Consider the following 16,269-nt stretch of genomic DNA (forward strand, 5'->3'; position numbering starts at 1 on the left):
CGCTTCCCGGCCAGGGTCCGGTCAGAGAACCTCGGCGAACGTCACCTTGCGATCGGTCAGCAGCGGCCAGATCGTCCGCACGATCAGCTCGTCGAAGTGGTCGGCCGCCTTGTGCGCGTCGAAACCGGCCCGGTCGGCGTACTGCTCGTACAGCACGAAACTCCCCGGCACCTCCGCCTCCGCGTGCACCTCGTACGCCAGGTTCCCCGGCTCGGCACGGGTCTGCTCGCGCACCTTCAGCAACGCGGCCCGCACAGCGTCCTCGTCGGTGGGCGCGCAGAAGTAGCGGGCGATGACTGCGTAGGCCATGTCGTGTCTCTCCTCATCGAATCCTCGGTCGATCCGCGGCGGATCCTCGGCTCCCGGCGGCGTGGCACATGCCGTCCGGCCTGCCGATTCCAGCACGGATCAACCCTCCGCCGACCTGCGCACGGCGCAAGCAATGCCTGCCTGTGCGGGGCTGGTGGCATGGCCCTCACATGGTGTGTTGTCGCATTCGGCCCGTTGTGGCCGCTGACTGTGCAGACCGCGGACCCGCACCGCGGCGGACGAAGGAAGTGATCTTCATGCGAAGCCTGGAAACCCTCTCCGGTGGAGAGTGGGTGGCGACCGGCGAGTGGATCGAGGTGCACGACCCCGCCGATGTCCGCACCCCCCTCGCGCGCATCCCCGCCCTCGCCGCCAAGGACGTCACCCGCGCCTACGACCACGCCGAGCGCGGTTTCGCCGTATGGAAGCGCACCAGTCCCTTCGAGCGGGCCCGTATCTTCACCGAGGCGGCCAGGCTGATCCGCGAGCGGGTCGACGAGATCGCCGCCGACGTCACCGCCGAGAACGGCAAGACCGGCGCCGAGGCCCGCGGTGAGACCCTCAAGGCCGCCGACTTCCTCGACTACTACGCGGGGCTGGCCCGCCAGGGCTACGGCACCCTCCTGCACGACGCCCGCCCCGACACGCGCGTGCACACCCAGCGCGAGCCGATCGGCGTGATCCTCGTGATCAGCCCCTGGAACGACCCGCTGATCACCCCGGCCCGCAAGCTCGCCCCGCTGCTCGCCACCGGCAACGCGGCCGTGTTCAAGCCGGCCACCGAGACACCGTTGTCGGGCCTGCACTTCGCCCGCGCCCTGCACGACGCCGGCCTGCCCGCCGGTGTCCTCAACGTGGTCACGGGCCGTACGGCCGAGATCGAGGAGGCCCTCCTCGACGACCCGCGCATCGTCGGCATCACCTTCACCGGCTCGAACGAGGTCGGCAACCGCATCCGCCGCCGCCTCGCCGACCGCAACGTCCGCTTCCAGGGCGAACTCGGCGGCAAGAACGCTTCCGTCGTGCTCAAGGACGCCGACCTCCCGTTCGCCGCGAAGACCGTCGTAGCAGCGTCCTTCGGCCAGGCCGGACAGCGCTGCACCGCCACCAGTCGTGTCATCGTCGAGCGGCCGGTGTACGACGAGTTCACCCGGCTCCTGGTCGCCGAGGTCGAGGCGTTGAGGGTCGGCCCGGGCAGTGACCCGGCGTCCACCCTGTGCCCGCTGTCCAGCCCCAAGCAGCGCGACAGCGTCCTCGCCCATCTCAGGGGCGCGGTCGACCAGGGCGCGACCGTCCTCACCGGCGGCGCGGCGGACACCGAGGGCGACCACGCGCACGGCTGCTTCGTCCAGCCGACCGTGCTCGCCGATGTCACCGCCGAGACGGCGATCTGGCGCGAGGAGGTTTTCGGACCGGTCCTCGCGGTCCGCGCCGTGGACGACTTCGCGCAGGCCCTCGACGCGGTCAACGACTCGCAATTCGGCCTGGCCGCAGCGGTGTTCACCCGCGACCTCGCCTCCGCGTACCGCTTCGCGGACGACGCCGAGTGCGGGCAGATCGCGGTCAACGCGACCACCCCCGGCTGGGACGTGCACCTGCCCTTCGGCGGCTTCCACGACTCCGGCACGGGCTACAAGGAGCAGGGCGACGAGGTCCTGCGCTTCTCCACCCGGGTCAAGACCGTCGCCGTCCACATCGGCGCATGAGCGGGCGAGCAGCACGGAGAGAGGAGGATGCCGATGGCTGACGAGACGATCGGCATCGTCGGCGCGGGCATCGTGGGCCTCGCCACCGCCCGCGAGATCGCCCTGCGCCGCCCCGGCACCCGGGTCGTGGTCCTGGAGAAGGAACACGAGGTCGCCGCCCACCAGACCGGCCACAACTCCGGTGTCGTACACGCCGGCATCTACTACGCGCCGGGCAGCCTCAAGGCCGACCTGTGCGTCCGGGGCGTGTCGATCCTGCGCGAGTACTGCCAGGACCGCGGGCTGCCGTACGACGAGATCGGCAAGCTCGTCGTGGCCGTACGGCCGGACGAACTGGGCCGGATGGCGAACCTGTACGAGCGGGCCAGGAACAACCACGTGCCCGAACTCCGCAAGATCTCCCGGGAGGAGATCAAGGAGCTGGAGCCGCACGTCGGCGGGATCGCCGCCCTGCACTCCCCGCGCACCGCGATCACCGACTACCCGGCGATCGCCCGGGAGTTCGCCAAGGACATCGAGGCCTCCGGCGGCGAGGTACGGCTCGGCTTCCCGGTCACGTCCATCACCACTGTGCCGGGCGGTATCGAGGTCGCGTCGGGGGAGGAGCGCGTGCGGGTCGACCGGCTGGTCCTCTGCGCGGGGCTGCACTCCGACGCCGTGGCGAAGCTCGCGCAGGACAAGAAGGCGCCGAAGATCATCCCGTTCCGGGGCGAGTACATGCTCCTCAAACCGGACCGTACCCACCTGGTGCGCGGGCTCGTCTACCCGGTGCCGGACCCCCGTTACCCCTTCCTCGGCGTGCACTTCACCCCGCGTGTCGACGGCAGCGTCGAGGTCGGCCCGAACGCCGTCCTCGCCCTGGCCAGGGAGGGCTACAAGCTCGGCCGCATCTCGCCGAAGGACCTCGCCGGACTCGCCGCCTACCCCGGCACCTGGCGGATGGCCGCCCAGCACTGGCGGACCGGCATCAAGGAGTACCGCGGCTCGCTGTCCGCGAAGGCCTTCATGAAGGACGCGAAGCTCTACGTCCCCGGTGTCGGCGTCTCCGACGTCGTACGCGGCGGAGCGGGCGTCCGGGCCCAGGCACTCGATCCCGACGGCACGCTCGTGGACGACTTCCGCATCCATCGGGTCGGCCGGATCACCGCCGTCCGCAACGCGCCATCACCGGCCGCCACCGCCTCCATGGCGATCGCCGAGCACATCGTCGAGGCCGTGTTCGACGCCTCGTCCGCAAACTGAGAATGCCCTGCGTACAGCGGTGTTTCGCGCAACTACTGCTTGCACTCCCAGCGCTCGGCAAGGCCCCGTCTCCCGCCTAGCGTTCCTTCCGTAAAGACCTTCGTAAAGACCTTCGAGAGAAAGAGTTCCGGACATGTTCGTTGTCGACACGCAGATCCACATCTGGAAGGAAGAGAGCCCGGACCGCCCCTGGGTCCCGGGGGCGCGGGAGCGCATCCGCCTCAACGGACACCGCGAGGAACCCTTCTCGTACGAGGAGGCCCTGGAGCTGATGGACGAGGCCGGCGTGAACCGGGCCCTGATCCTGCCGCCGTCCTGGGAGGGCGACCGTATCGACTACGCCCTGGAGGCCTGCGAGGCCCACCCGGACCGCTTCGGGATCATGGCGCGCATTCCGCAGAACAAGCCCGAAGAGGGCAAGGCCCTGCTGAAGGACTTCGCGCAGAACCCGCATGTGAAGGGCACGCGACTCACCTTCCACCGGCCGCAGGACCGCAACTGGATGATCGACGGCACCAACGACTGGTACTGGCCGATCGCCGAGGAGCTGCGCATCCCGACGATGGTCCACGCGCCCATCTGGAAGCGGGAGTTGGGCGAGATCGCCGCCAAGCACCCCGAGCTGAAGATCATCATCGACCACATGGGCATCATGGCCCGCTGCGTCGACGACGCGATCGGCTACTGGGTCTCGGAGACCGCCGACCTGGCCGCCCACCCGAACATCTATGTGAAGGTCTCGGCGCTCCCCGGCTACTCCACCCAGCCCTTCCCGAACAACAACATCCAGAAGTACGTGCGCGAGATGGTCGACAAGATGGGCCCGCAGCGCTGCTTCTACGGCACCGACATCACGCGGCTGCTCGGGCACGGCATCACCTACACCGACACGATCGAGCAGTTCACCAAGCACTGGGACTTCACACCCGAGGAGCTTGAATGGATCATGGGCCGCGGTATCTCCGAGGTCCTGAACTGGCCGATCGAGGGCTGAGGAAGCACGAGAGATGACCGACACCACCAACACTCCGGGCGCCGACGGCGGCGATGCTCTCGTTACCGCCTTCAACGCCGTCGGCGCCGACTACATCTTCTGCTCGTCGGGCTCCGAATGGGCTCCCGTCTGGGAGTCCCTGGCCCGCCGCCACCGCGACGGACTGCCCTGCCCGCAGTACCTGGACCTGACCCACGAGACCGTCGCCGTCGGCATGGCCACCGGCTACGGACTCATCAAGCGCCGCCCGCAGGGCGTACTCCTGCACGCGGCCCCCGGCCTCCTCCAGGGCTCGATGGCCGTCCACGGGGCGCTGCTCGCGGGCGTCCCGATGGTGGTCAGCTCCTCGGAGTCCACCACGTACGGCGACGGCCCCGGCCAGGACCCGGGCGGCCAGTGGTACCGCAACCTGTCCATCGTGGGCGGCCCCCACCAGATCGCCCAGCCCTTCACCAAGTGGTCCAACGAGGCCGCCAGCGTCCACACCCTTCCTACGATGGTGACGCGCGCGGCGGAACTCGCCTGGCGTGCCCCGGCGGGACCGGCGTACCTCAACGTCCCGCTGGAGATCCTCCTGGAGGAGTGGGACGGCCGCGAGGCCAAGCCGATCGTGGCGCCGGGTTCCACGCACAGCTCGCCCGAAGAGGTCGACCCGGTCGCCCAGTTGATCCGTGAGGCTTCGAATCCCGTCGTCGTCACGGAGACGGCGGGGCGCGAGGCGGGCGGCTTCGAGGCGCTCGTCGCCTTCGCCGAGGCGTGGAACATCCCCGTCGTCGAGCCCGACTCGGCGGTCTGCGGCAACTTCCCGCGCACCCACCCGCTGCACGCCGGCAGCGACATCGGCCCGTGGATGGACGAGGCGGACCTGATCCTCCTCGTCAACTGCCGCGCCCCCTTCTACCCGCCGTCGCGCCGCCCCTCCAAGGCGACCGTCGTCGTCATCGACGAAGTACCGCAGCGCCCGCACGTCGTCTACCAAGTCCTCTTCGCCGACAGGTACTTGGAAGGCAACGTCGCCAACACCCTGCGCCAGCTGACCAAGCGGGCGAAGGATCTCGACTCGGCGGCTGTCGCCGAACGCAGGGCCGCACAGGAGGCACGCTTCGCGGCCGAGCGGACGGCGATCACCCAGGCCGAGACGAAGGCCGAGGGCGCCGAGGGCATCGACCCGGTGCTCGTCGCCGCCACGCTGCGCAAGCTGCTGGAGGGCCGGGACGGGATCGTCGTCGACGAGACCATCACCCACAGCCGCGTCGTCAAGCGCCATGTCCAAACCGCCGACCCCGACTCGTACTTCTACGTCCAGGGCGGCCTCGGCCAGGGCATCGCGGTCGCGCTCGGCGTCAAACTCGCCGCCCGGGAACGCCCGGTGGTGCTCACCATCGGGGACGGCGCGTTCACCTACAACCCGGTCATCCAGTCGTACGACGCCTCGAACGCCTACGAACTTCCGTTGCTCATCGTGGTGTTCAACAACCGCGTCTACAAGTCGATGAACCTCAACCACCGCAGGTTCTACCCCGAGGGAGCCGCCGCCGACACCGGTGAGTGGCTCGGCACCGATCTGCACCGGCTGCCCCGGCTCGCCGCGTTCGCCGAGCCGTTCGGGATGCACACCGAGACGGTCGACGTACCCGAGGCCCTCGCGCCCGCGCTGGAACGTGCGCTCAAGGCCGTGGCGGAGGGCACCACCGCCGTCGTCGACGTACTCGTCACTCGCTGAACCAGGAAGGCTTCCGCCACCATGTCCGACACCGCAACGCCCAAGCCGGGCAAGGTACTTGTCGCCGCCGACGACCTGCGCACCTTCTCCGCCGCCCTCCTGGAGAAGGGCGGCCTGAACGCCGAGCAGGCGCGCACCACCGCCGACGTCTTCGTGTGGGCCGCGCTGCGGGGCGTCGACTCGCACGGCATCGCCCGCGTCCCCGCCTACCTGGAGCTGCTGGCCAAGGGTGTGGCCAACGCCGACGCCGACATCAAGATCGAGTCCACCTCCCCGGCCGCAGCCGTCCTGGACGCCGACCGTGCCCCCGGCCCGGTCGCGCTCAGCGTGGCCGCCGACGAGGCGGTAACCCGGGCCAGGATCAGTGGAGTTGCCGCTGTCGGGGTCCGCAGGACCGTGCACACCGGCGCCATCGGCTACTACGTGTCGAAGATCGCCGAACAGGGTCTCGTCGGTATCGGCTACGTCGCCGGCATGCCCAACATGGGCTACACCGGCGTCAAGGGCGCGGCCGTGGCGACCAGCCCGCTCGCCATCGCCGTACCGGCCCAGGCGCACGCCCCGCTGCTGCTCGACATGGCGACCGCCACCATCGCCCTGGGGAAGATCCGCCAGGCGAAGGCGAGCGGCACCCCGCTGCCCGAGGGTGCGGCGGCCACCGCCGACGGCACCCCGACCACCGATCCCGAACTGGCCGTCATGCCACTGCCGTTGGGTGGCGCCAAGGGCTCCGGGATGTCCCTCGCCTTCGAACTGCTCACCAGTGTGCTGGTCGGCGCGCCGATCTTCGCCGCGTTCCACTCGGACGACCCGCAGGGCCGCAAGCATCGCCAGAACGCGCTGCTCATCGCCCTGGACCCGGCGGCCTTCGGTGACCCGGCCGCCTTCACCGAGGCGGTCGACGCGACGCTGGCCGCCCTCAAGCAACTGCCCCCGGCGGACGGCGTCGAGGGTGTCTTCTACCCCGGCGAGCGCAGCGCGGCGGTCGCCGAGGGACGCGGAGCCAAGGGCATTCCTGTCGCGCCCAAGGTGTGGCGTGAACTGACCGAGGCGGCAGGGAAGTTCGGCCTCACTCCGCCGGAGCCGGTGCCCTCCGCGTGACCAAGCGGCACTTCGCCGACCGTCCTAGAGGGGGAAGGGAGACGGTCGGCGAAGTGCGTTGTTTTCGAGGGGAGTTCAGCCGGTCTTCACGGCGTGCCGTACCTGACGGGCGATCAGGGCGTAGGTCTCCAGCGCCCGTTCGTCGTCCGTGCCGTCGTAGCCGTGGTCGGCTCCGGCTACATCGGCGTACTCCACCAGGGCGCCCGCCGTACGCAACCGGTCGGCGTAGCGCACGCCTTCGGCCTTGAGCAGGTCGTTCTCCGCCGTGACGACCAGCGCCGGTGCGATGCCCTTGAGGTCCGTGGTGTCCGAGGGATGGGCGGGCGACACCAACCGGTCGGCGCGCATCTTCGGATCCGGGACGTAGGAGGAGTCGAAGACCTCGGCCATCCAGGGCCGCAACAGCGGCTTGGCGATGGCGGCCCGCTTGTCCTTCGCGCTGGTCGCGAGGTCCAGCGGCGGATAGTGCAGTACCTGGAGCGCGATCGAGGGACCGCCCTCCTCCAGTGCCCGCCGGGCCACCGCCGCCGCGAGTGCGCCCCCGGCGCTCTGTCCGCCGACGGTGAGCCGGTCGCTGTCCCAGCCCTGCTCGGCCCCGTGCTCCGCGATCCACTGGACCACCTCGAAGGCCTGCCGGGGAGGCGCGGGGAACGGGTGCTGCGGTGCGACGACGTAGTCGATGTTGACCACTACGACACCTGCCTCCGCCGCGAGGAAACGGCACAGCGGGTCGTCGAGTTCGGTCAGCGGTACGACGTATCCACCGCCGTGGAAGTTCACGTGCACCGGCGGAGGCGGACCTTCACCGGCCGGCAGATACACCGTGGCGCGGGCCGGGGCGACCGAGTTCGGGATGGTCAACTCTCGTGTGTCGCGCGGGAATTGCGGGAACCGCTGATGCGAGGCGGCGGCGGAGCCGCGCCCGCTCGGGCGGCGGTCGGCCATGAGGGAGAGGCGTTGCAGGGACTTGGCGGCGAAGGCGGCCACCGTCGGCCGGGCCAGAACAGACATTCCGCTCCATTCATGGAGTGCGCGCGACGGGTGAGTGCGGACCGGTCGCCCGGGATCGATCGACAGGATTCCTGATGATGGCTAGGGCGACGATAACACGGGTGCATTCCGGGCGGATGCGGTGATCGGCGCCGTTGAGGGGGGTGGGTGGGGCTTTGAAAAAGTGTGTCGCTTACTCGTGCCAGTGTCACACTTTCGCAGGACACCCCCGGCGGGGACGGGGGTCGCGCACCGGTCAGTGGTGTCGGACAGGTTCGTCCAGGTGTCCGTGTTCACAGCAGGGCCCGTGCTGCGGGACCGCCGGAGCAGCCGCCGGAGCAGCCGACGGGGCCGCCGCCTGGGCCGTCACGCACGCCGCGTGCTGTGCGGTCTCGATCATCTGCTCGCTGTCGGTCGCCGCATCGGCCAGGCTCGCGCAGCACACGACGAGCAGCGCCGCGCTCGCGACGAACGGCAGCGCCCGGCGCGGGGGAGGCGGCGCCAGCAGCGCCCGCACCCGCTGCGGCACCGCCCCGCCGGTCGCGGCCAGCACCGGGCGGGACCGGTTCGCCGAGGTGGCCAGCGCCGCCCGGCCCACGGCACGGGCGACGACCGTACGATCGCCGACACGCACTGCGGCCTCCTCGTCGGCCCAGCGCTCCAGAACGAAACCGCCGGCGGCGGACAGCGGTCGTAGCAGCGGATTCACGGCGGCGGACAGGCGCCAGAGGGTCTGGAAGAGATGGTGGCGGCCGCGCAGATGGGCCCGCTCGTGCGCGAGCAGCGCCTCGCGCTCGCGATCGCCCAGACAGCGCAGCATCCCGCGCGACACCACGATCCGCCCCGGCTTCCCCGGCAGCGCGAAGGCCTCCGGTGTCGCCATGTCGAGAACGGCCAACTCCGTGTCACCGGGCAGCTGTTGGCACTCGCGGCGGGCCCAGCGCAGGTGCCGTAGCTGACGTGCGGTGGCGACGGCGAGGCCTGCCACGGACGCGAGGAGGGCGAGTGCGGCGGTCCCGGCGACCGTGAGGTAGACGGGGTCGGAGGCCCGTACGGCGGCGACCGACCACTGTCCCTCCTCGGCGACCTCGGGGATCTGCACAAGGCCCGCGAACGCCAGCAGACCCAGGGAACCGAGCCAGCCCAGCGACGCCACCAGCGCGGCGGAGGCCAGCGACCAGGCCGCCGGGCGCGGGGCCAGCAGAGGGGCGGCGCGGGGTGCGAACACCGCGATCACCATGGTGATCAGAAGGGGGACGTAGACGCTGATCAGCACCGGCTCACGGTCCTTCGTCGGCGCGGCCGGTGTGCTGCGGCCCGTCGTGCCCGGAGAGCAGGCGTTGCAGCAACTGCTCGTCCTCCTCGGAGAGTTCGGAGACGAAACGGGTGAGCACCGCCTCGCGGTCGGCGCCGTGCTCCAGCAGGGAACGCATCCGCTCCGCCGTGTGCGTGGCCTCGTCGCGGGCGGGCGCGTACGCGTACCCGCGGCCCGCGCGATGCCGGACGAGCATCCCCTTGTCGTAGAGGCGCGACAGGATCGTCAGCACGGTGGTGTAGGCCAGATCGCCCGGCAGCCCGTCCCGCACCTGGCGTGCGGTCTGCGGCTGGTCGGCCCCGTAGAGCGCGGCGAGAACACCGCTCTCCAGTTCACCGCGCGCCCGCCTGCCGGACGTCGCGCCGGGTTCGTCGCTCTTCGGGTCGCGCACTGTTCACCCCACCGCCTTCCACCGCTCGGCGCCCCAGCCTACCCGCCGACCTACTACATGTTGTACGACGTCACCTACTACATGTTGTAGAGTTTCGCCGCTCCACTCCACCTGCGGAGGAAAAAGCCCATGCCCCACCTCGGAAGTACGGTGCATCTGCGTGCCCTCGCGGTCGCCACCCTGCGCCCCCGGCAGACGACCCCGCCCCACCGCCCGTCGGCGGCCGACCGGGTCGTGATCGTCTCGGCGAGCGTCGGAGCCGGTCACGACGGCGCCGCCGCCGAGCTGGAACGGCGCCTGATCGCGGCCGGATTCACGGTCGACCGGCTCGACCTGCTGGACGTGCTGCCCGCCCGGCTCGGCCGACTCGTCCGGGACGGCTACCACCGCATGCTCGTCCGGACACCCTGGCTCTACCAGCGGATCTACAGCAGCACCGAACGCGCCGGAGGCGGCGGCCCCGTCGCACGCGCCCTGCTGCGCTCCGCCGAGGCACGGTTGCTGCGCGCCCTGCCCGCCGACACGGGCGCCGTCGTCTCGACGTACCCGGGCGCGAGCCGGGTCCTGGGCAGCCTCCGCCTGGCCGGTCGCCTCACCGTGCCCGTCCTCACCTACCTCACCGACTTCTCCGTCCACCCGCTGTGGGTGGCCGACGGCGTCGACGTGCACCTCGCGCTGCACGCCGTGCCCGCCGCCCAGGCCAGGGCCGCCGGCGCGCGCGACGTCCGGGTGTGCGGCCCGGTCGCCGACCCGCGCTTCCACCCCGTGAACGCGACGGAGCGCACCGCCGCCCGCACCCGTTTCGGCCTGCCCCCGAACGCCCCGCTCGCCCTGCTGGTCGCAGGCTCCTGGGGCGTGGGCCCGGTCCGGCAGGTCGCCCGGGAACTGCGCGACTGCGGCGCGGCCGTACCGGTCGTGGTCTGCGGCCGCAACGAGGAACTGGCCGAACAGCTCCGCGCGGACGGCATCGAGCACGTCCACGGCTGGGTCGACGACATGCCCGGCCTGATGCACGCGGCCGACGTCCTGGTCCAGAACGCCGGCGGACTGACCTCGCTGGAGGCCTTCGCCGCGGGCCTGCCCGTTGCCAGCTACGGCTGCATACCCGGCCACGGACTGACCAACGCGTCCGCCCTCGACCAGGCGGGCGTCGCCGCGTGGATCCGGGACCCGGCCCAACTCAAGCACGTGCTGGGCGAGTTGATAGACGGCCCGCGCGGGTTGCTGCAACGGGAAGCGGGGCTCGCGCTGTTCGCGGGCGGAGTCCCGGACAGCGGAACCAGCGCGGAAACACACCAGGACGCGGACCGGGGCCCCGCCGCCGAGACGGTACGGGTCTGCCGGGCCGGTGTCGGGCCCGTCGCCCCGATCGCCGTCCGCCGGACCCGTGCGGTCCGTCCGGCCGCCCTGCGGCTCGCGATCACCACCGCCCTGGCCTGCACGGTCTGGGCGGGCGCGGTCGGCACGGCCGTCGCCACGACCGACGGCGGCCCGCGCCTCATCCACGCCATAGGGCAGGACCTCGACCTCGACGACGTGGGCCCCGCACACCACGCACACGACGAGGGGCACGCAGGCCACGAAGACCATGAAGGTCACGATGGTCACGCCAAGGGGCGCCACTCATGACCGCCACCCGCCTCCTCCGTACCGCCACCCGCGCCGCGCTCCCCACGCTCCCCCTCCTCGCCGCCGCGTACGCAGCCCCCGTCCTCTCCACCTACGGCCCCCTCCGCAACCGCGTCATGCCCCGCCTCTCCGGCCGCGGCCGACCCGACCACGTGGCGCTCACCTTCGACGACGGACCGGACCCGCTCTCCACCCCTCTGTTCCTGCGCCTGCTCGACGAGCGCCGGGTCCACGCCACCTTCTTCCTCCTCGGCAACCAGGCCGTACGCGCCCCTGGCCTGGTCCGCGAGATCGCCGCCGCCGGACACGAGATCGCCGTCCACGGCTGGCTCCACCGCCCCCTCCTGCTGCGCGGCCCCCGCGCCACCCACGACGACCTGGCCCGGGCCCGCGACACGGTCGGCGACCTCACCGGCCGCACACCACGGCTCTTCCGCCCGCCCTACGGCGTGATGTCGACCCCCGCCCACCTCGCGGCCCGCCGCCTGGACCTCACGCCGGTGCTGTGGACGGCCTGGGGCGAGGACTGGCGGGCCCGCGCCACACCGGATTCGGTCCACCGCACGGTCACCGAGGACCTGCGCGGCGGCGGCACGATCCTGCTGCACGACTCCGACTGCACCTCGGCCCCCGGCTCCTGGCGCGCCACCCTCGGCGCCGTGCCCCGCATCCTCGACACCTGCGCGATGCGCGGGCTGTCCGTGGGCCCGCTGCGGGAGCATGCTGTGGATCCGCTCTGAAGTTGACAATATTGTTGGCGCTCCCGGTCGAGGGAATTTACGTTCACAAATACCTGGACCAGGGAGCCCCCCCCATGCTTTCGAACGCCTTGAACCGCCGGACCTTCCTCAACGGGACGCTGGCCGCCGCCGCGACGGCCGCACTCGTCGGCACCGCGACCGGCGCCGACGCGGCGGACCGCGCCAACTCCGCGACCCCGTTGACGGGTCCGCTCCGGATCGACACCGGCCAGGTGTCCGGCGTGGCCTCCCTGGTCTCCGGCGTCACCGTGTTCAAGGGCCTGCCTACGCGCCGACCACGGCGGGCGCCAACCGCTGGCGCCCGCCGCAACGGGCCGACTCCTGGACGGGCGTGCGCATCGCGGACACCTTCGGGGACATCTGCCCGCAGCAGACGATGAGTTCGGCGGCGGTCACGATGAGCGAGGACTGCCTCAACCTCAACGTCTGGACCGGAGCCGCGAGTTCACGGGAGAAGCGTCCGGTCCTGGTCTGGATCTACGGCGGCCGGTTCACCGGCGGCTACGCCTCCGACCCCGGCTTCGACAGCGCCGGACTCGACGGGAAGGGCCTGGTCGTGGTGACCCTCAACTACCGCACCGGGGCGTTCGGTTTCCTCGCCAGCCCCGAACTCAGCGCCGAGTCCGGCCATCAGGCGTCCCGCAACTACGGTCTCCTGGACCAGATTTCGGCCCTGCGCTGGGTACGGCGCAACATCGCCGCGTTCGGCGGCGACCCCAACCGGGTGACGATCGCGGGGCAGTCGGCGGGCGGCGCCTCCGTGATGCACCTCATCTACTCCCCGCTCGCCAAGGGCCTGTTCCAGGGCGCGATCTCGGAGAGTGGCGGTGCCCGCGCGACCGGGCTCGGTGCCACCTCGCTCGACGCTCTCCGGGCCGTGGCGAGCGACAAGTTGATGGTGGGTCAGAACGCGAACGACACCACGGTCAGCGGTCCGGTGAACGGCAACCCGCCGGAGCTCCGCCCGGTCCTCGACGGCTGGGTGAAGCCGTGGACGTACGAACAGGCCCTGGCGGGCGGCCACTTGAACGACGTACCGGTACTGGCGGGTGGCAACAAGGACGAGAACGGCGCCTCCCCGAGCCCGACCGTGAAGCTCGCCGACTACCTCGCCGCCGCCCAGAAGGAATACGGCACTCTCGCCGACGAGTTCCTGACCCTCTACCCCGCCGCCCGTGGGCGGCCGAGCGGGCGAGGATGGCCAAGAGCCCGGTGTTCACGTACTACTGGGGGTGCCAACTCCCGTGGCGCCTACCACGGTTCGGAGATCAACGACGTCTTCGACAACCTCTACGCCACGAACCTGCCCTGGACCGACGCGGACCGCGCGGTCGCCGACACCCTGTCCGACTACGTGGTGAACTTCGCGACCCACGGCGACCCATGGCGACCCCAACGGCCGTGGCCTCACCCGCTGGCCCGCGGCGAACCACCGCTTCGCGACCACGATGGAACTCGGCGACCGCTTCGGCCCGCTCACGCTGGCGGACACGGCCAAGGTGGACTTCTTCGGGCGATTCTTCGCGAGTCAGAAGCCCTGGTGACGTCGATGCCGATGGTGACCTGCGGGTGACGTACTCTCTCCGCCGTAGACGGGGTAAACGCACGCCGTAACTTACTTGAGTTACGCAACAATATGGTAAAGTGGGTCTCATGTCCACACCTCCGGTCCCCACCGCCCCCGCCTCTCCGGAGGTGACCGAGATCGAGCGAGCCCTCACTCGGATCACCTACCTGAGTACGCGCGCCCGCCAGCACGACCGGCTCATGGCCCTCGCCGGTGTGCCGCTGGACCGTGCGGCGGTGGCGTTGCTGCGGCAGGTCGCCGACTCCGAGCCGCTGCGCCCCGGAGAGCTGGCGAACCGCCTCGGGGTGGAGGCCTCGCATGTGACCCGCACGGTGCAGCAGTTGCAGAAGTCGGGCTACGTCACCCGCGTGCCCGACCCCGACGACCGCCGCGCCCAGCGGATCGAGCTGACCGAGGCCGGCGAAAAGGCCGTCGCCAGCGTCCGGGACGCGGGTGCGCGCGGGATGCAGATGGCCCTCTCGGAGTGGTCGACGGACGAACTCCAGCAACTGGCAACGCTGTTCCACCGCATGGTCGACGACTTCCTGACCTACGCGATCGACGAGGAGGTCGAGCCGGAGGCCGCCGCACGGGCGACCACCGCCTGACCGTCTTGAGCACTGGGTGGGGATCGCGCCGGCCTCAACCGAGGTCGGCCCTCAACCGAGGTCGGCGACGATCTGCGGCAGGTCGGCCGTGGTGCGGATTCCGGGGGCCGCCGCGCAGACGAAGGGCACGGCGTTGACCGCCCGGTTCGCGGTGTAGGAGGGGGACATCGCGGCCATCCGGTCAAGGGGCATGGGGAAGCGCAGGTCGATGTCGAGCGGCGCGTCCCCCTCGACCGAGACGTGCCAGCCCGTGGAGCGGAGATCCCAGGCGGGGTCGAGGTCGGTGGTGCAGTACCAGTTGGCGCGGAACCGCAGCAGGGGACGGCCTTCGCGCAGACCGGAAACCGTGATCCGCTGCGCGGCCACCGTTCCTTCCGCCAGTGTGCCCGCCGCGATCGTGGTCGAGCGCCGGGCGAGCGCGACCTCTCCGGTCGCCTCCACCGAATCGAGCGGTGTCCCGAGCGACTCGGCCAGCAGTCGCAACGACGGGCCGAAGCTGTCGCGCAGTCCGGTCAGTCGCTGTTCGCCGAATTCGGCGGGGGGCTGCCCGAAGCCCATCACCTCGAACAGCAGCCCGGGGGAGTCCCGTGGGGAGAGATCCGCGAACTCGTCGATCGTCAGCGCGTCGAGCCGCCGCTGGATCGAGGTGAGGACGATCGGCAGGGCCTCCGTGATGAATCCCGGGCTGCTGCCCGTGCTGTGGACGGAGGTCCCGCCCTCCGCGCACGCGTCCTCGATCCGCTTCCGCGTGACCGGGTCGAGGCTGGGCGCGTGATGGAACTCGCCGCGCGTCGACACGACGTTCACACCCGACGAGAGCAGCGCGCACACCTCGTCGAAGTCACAGGTGCGCGGGGTGTAGAGGACGCAGTCGGCGTCGAGCGCCAGGATCTCGTCGATGTCGTGCGTGGCGAGGATCCCGGTCGTGCCGAACTCCCCACCGCTCAACTCGCCCGCGTCCAGGCCTGACTTGGCCGGCGTGTGGACATACACGCCGGCCAGGGTCAGCTTCGGATGCTCCAGTACGGCACGCATCGTGCGGGCACCGATGTTCCCCGTGGCCCACTGCACGACCCGGTAGCGCTGCACTTCATGCCGTAGCGGCTCGGTCATCGCCCACCTCCCGTTCGGTGGGCGAGAACCGTACTCTCCGCGACGGAGAGCGTCAATTACGCATCAACTGTGCGCGGAGAACCGTCAGTTGCGCACCGGGACGCCCGAGAGGCCGCCGAGGCAGAACTGCCAGACCTCCTCGGCGCTGACCGCCGCGGCATGGCTCCCGGCCGGAACGCCGTTGCCCTGCGCGACGAACATGACCGTCTGCATCAGGATCGAGGCCTGACGGCGAGGTTTCCCGGCGGGGATGGCACCGGCGTCCTCGGCCTGTTCGACCAACTCCGTGAACACCGTGAGCAGGGGGAGATGAGCGGTCGCCACCTGCGAGGGGTGCTTCACGAGGAGTTGCAGCGCGAAGTCGCTGAACAGCGGGCGCTCCACACCGGGGTTGGAGAGCGACTGCTCGAACAGCATCTCCACCGCGAGCCGCAGCGCCTGGAGCGGATCCGGCTGGGCACCGGCGGTCTCACGGATCTCGGCGGCCGACTTGGACAACGCGTCCTCGAACAGCGCGAGCAGCAACTCGTGTTTGCCGTCGAAGTGCTGGTAGAAGCTGCGCAGTGACTGTTTGGAGCGGTCCACGACCTCCTGGACGGTGAAGTCCGTCGTCCGCTTCTCCGCGATCAGTTCCTGCGCCGCGTCCAGGAAGCGCTGCACACGTTGTTCGGCGCGGAGCTTGGCGGCACGGGTGGAACGCTCAACGGCGCGCTGGCGCCAGGCTGGTTGTTCTTCGGGGACAGCTGTCACATGAAGAACGATACTCCACTTCAGCGGTAACACTCCGGCTTCCCCTACCGAAGACCGCACTGCAAGTTTC

At 70.8% G+C, this 16,269-nt stretch carries 15 protein-coding genes; 9 read left to right on the forward strand and 6 right to left on the reverse strand.

Features of this window, described 5'->3' with window-relative positions; translation table 11 throughout:
- Positions 1 to 21: 21 nt before the first annotated feature.
- Positions 22 to 309: a putative quinol monooxygenase gene (locus ACWIHT_RS02165; protein ID WP_456163434.1), complete on the reverse strand. Its 288-nt coding sequence runs from the start codon at positions 307 to 309 to the stop codon at positions 22 to 24.
- A gap of 257 nt (positions 310 to 566) precedes the next feature.
- Here ACWIHT_RS02165 and ACWIHT_RS02170 point away from each other — a divergent pair, with 257 nt between their 5' ends.
- From ACWIHT_RS02170 to ACWIHT_RS02190, 5 genes are all read left to right on the forward strand, one after another.
- Positions 567 to 2,015 (forward strand): aldehyde dehydrogenase family protein, encoded by a 1,449-nt coding sequence (locus ACWIHT_RS02170; protein ID WP_456163436.1) that lies wholly within the window; start codon positions 567 to 569, stop codon positions 2,013 to 2,015.
- A 33-nt stretch (positions 2,016 to 2,048) separates the two neighbouring features.
- A complete protein-coding gene (gene lhgO, locus ACWIHT_RS02175; RefSeq protein WP_456163438.1) occupies positions 2,049 to 3,257 on the forward strand; it encodes an L-2-hydroxyglutarate oxidase in 1,209 nt (402 codons plus the stop codon).
- 133 nt (positions 3,258 to 3,390) lie between these two features.
- Positions 3,391 to 4,251, forward strand: coding sequence for an amidohydrolase family protein (locus ACWIHT_RS02180; RefSeq protein WP_456163440.1), 861 nt, complete (start codon positions 3,391 to 3,393; stop codon positions 4,249 to 4,251).
- A gap of 13 nt (positions 4,252 to 4,264) precedes the next feature.
- Complete coding sequence (locus ACWIHT_RS02185; protein ID WP_456163442.1) at positions 4,265 to 5,974, forward strand: thiamine pyrophosphate-dependent enzyme; 1,710 nt, start codon at positions 4,265 to 4,267, stop codon at positions 5,972 to 5,974.
- Positions 5,975 to 5,995: 21 nt separating this feature from the next.
- A complete protein-coding gene (locus tag ACWIHT_RS02190; protein WP_456163444.1) occupies positions 5,996 to 7,075 on the forward strand; it encodes an Ldh family oxidoreductase in 1,080 nt (359 codons plus the stop codon).
- A 75-nt stretch (positions 7,076 to 7,150) separates the two neighbouring features.
- Here the strand turns inward: ACWIHT_RS02190 and ACWIHT_RS02195 are convergent, their stop codons facing one another.
- From ACWIHT_RS02195 to ACWIHT_RS02205, 3 genes are all read right to left on the reverse strand, one after another.
- Positions 7,151 to 8,086, reverse strand: coding sequence for an alpha/beta hydrolase fold domain-containing protein (locus ACWIHT_RS02195; protein ID WP_456163446.1), 936 nt, complete (start codon positions 8,084 to 8,086; stop codon positions 7,151 to 7,153).
- 235 nt (positions 8,087 to 8,321) lie between these two features.
- On the reverse strand, positions 8,322 to 9,341 hold the full coding sequence (locus ACWIHT_RS02200; RefSeq protein WP_456163448.1) for a M56 family metallopeptidase: 1,020 nt from the start codon (positions 9,339 to 9,341) through the stop codon (positions 8,322 to 8,324).
- A gap of 4 nt (positions 9,342 to 9,345) precedes the next feature.
- Entirely contained in the window at positions 9,346 to 9,771 is a 426-nt protein-coding gene (locus tag ACWIHT_RS02205; RefSeq protein ID WP_456163450.1) for a BlaI/MecI/CopY family transcriptional regulator, read from the reverse strand.
- A 129-nt stretch (positions 9,772 to 9,900) separates the two neighbouring features.
- Here ACWIHT_RS02205 and ACWIHT_RS02210 point away from each other — a divergent pair, with 129 nt between their 5' ends.
- The 4 genes from ACWIHT_RS02210 (at position 9,901) to ACWIHT_RS02225 (ending at position 14,336) form a co-directional block, all read left to right on the forward strand.
- On the forward strand, positions 9,901 to 11,400 hold the full coding sequence (locus ACWIHT_RS02210) for a glycosyltransferase (protein ID WP_456163452.1): 1,500 nt from the start codon (positions 9,901 to 9,903) through the stop codon (positions 11,398 to 11,400).
- Positions 11,397 to 12,140, forward strand: a complete 744-nt coding sequence (locus ACWIHT_RS02215) for a polysaccharide deacetylase family protein (RefSeq protein WP_456163454.1) — start codon at positions 11,397 to 11,399, stop codon at positions 12,138 to 12,140. Before ACWIHT_RS02210 ends, ACWIHT_RS02215 begins: the two co-directional genes overlap by 4 nt.
- A complete protein-coding gene (locus tag ACWIHT_RS02220; RefSeq protein WP_456163456.1) occupies positions 12,121 to 13,734 on the forward strand; it encodes a carboxylesterase/lipase family protein in 1,614 nt (537 codons plus the stop codon). The genes ACWIHT_RS02215 and ACWIHT_RS02220 overlap by 20 nt, the downstream gene beginning before the upstream one ends.
- A gap of 80 nt (positions 13,735 to 13,814) precedes the next feature.
- Complete coding sequence (locus ACWIHT_RS02225; protein WP_456163458.1) at positions 13,815 to 14,336, forward strand: MarR family winged helix-turn-helix transcriptional regulator; 522 nt, start codon at positions 13,815 to 13,817, stop codon at positions 14,334 to 14,336.
- A gap of 51 nt (positions 14,337 to 14,387) precedes the next feature.
- On the opposite strand, the gene ACWIHT_RS02230 is transcribed toward ACWIHT_RS02225, so the two are convergent.
- Positions 14,388 to 15,449: an NAD(P)H-dependent amine dehydrogenase family protein gene (locus tag ACWIHT_RS02230; RefSeq protein WP_456163460.1), complete on the reverse strand. Its 1,062-nt coding sequence runs from the start codon at positions 15,447 to 15,449 to the stop codon at positions 14,388 to 14,390.
- An 84-nt stretch (positions 15,450 to 15,533) separates the two neighbouring features.
- Positions 15,534 to 16,199, reverse strand: coding sequence for a TetR/AcrR family transcriptional regulator (locus ACWIHT_RS02235; protein WP_456163462.1), 666 nt, complete (start codon positions 16,197 to 16,199; stop codon positions 15,534 to 15,536).
- Positions 16,200 to 16,269 lie beyond the last annotated feature (70 nt).

It is taken from the genome of Streptomyces sp. NPDC002276, assembly GCF_053891435.1.

Coding starts and splice junctions, on each gene's coding strand:
- ACWIHT_RS02165 (WP_456163434.1), bottom strand. CDS start 309: ATGGCCTACGCAGTCATCGCCCGCTACTTCTGCGCGCCCACCGACGAG.
- ACWIHT_RS02170 (WP_456163436.1), top strand. CDS start 567: ATGCGAAGCCTGGAAACCCTCTCCGGTGGAGAGTGGGTGGCGACCGGC.
- lhgO (WP_456163438.1), top strand. CDS start 2,049: ATGGCTGACGAGACGATCGGCATCGTCGGCGCGGGCATCGTGGGCCTC.
- ACWIHT_RS02180 (WP_456163440.1), top strand. CDS start 3,391: ATGTTCGTTGTCGACACGCAGATCCACATCTGGAAGGAAGAGAGCCCG.
- ACWIHT_RS02185 (WP_456163442.1), top strand. CDS start 4,265: ATGACCGACACCACCAACACTCCGGGCGCCGACGGCGGCGATGCTCTC.
- ACWIHT_RS02190 (WP_456163444.1), top strand. CDS start 5,996: ATGTCCGACACCGCAACGCCCAAGCCGGGCAAGGTACTTGTCGCCGCC.
- ACWIHT_RS02195 (WP_456163446.1), bottom strand. CDS start 8,086: ATGTCTGTTCTGGCCCGGCCGACGGTGGCCGCCTTCGCCGCCAAGTCC.
- ACWIHT_RS02210 (WP_456163452.1), top strand. CDS start 9,901: ATGCCCCACCTCGGAAGTACGGTGCATCTGCGTGCCCTCGCGGTCGCC.
- ACWIHT_RS02215 (WP_456163454.1), top strand. CDS start 11,397: ATGACCGCCACCCGCCTCCTCCGTACCGCCACCCGCGCCGCGCTCCCC.
- ACWIHT_RS02220 (WP_456163456.1), top strand. CDS start 12,121: ATGCTGTGGATCCGCTCTGAAGTTGACAATATTGTTGGCGCTCCCGGT.
- ACWIHT_RS02225 (WP_456163458.1), top strand. CDS start 13,815: ATGTCCACACCTCCGGTCCCCACCGCCCCCGCCTCTCCGGAGGTGACC.
- ACWIHT_RS02230 (WP_456163460.1), bottom strand. CDS start 15,449: ATGACCGAGCCGCTACGGCATGAAGTGCAGCGCTACCGGGTCGTGCAG.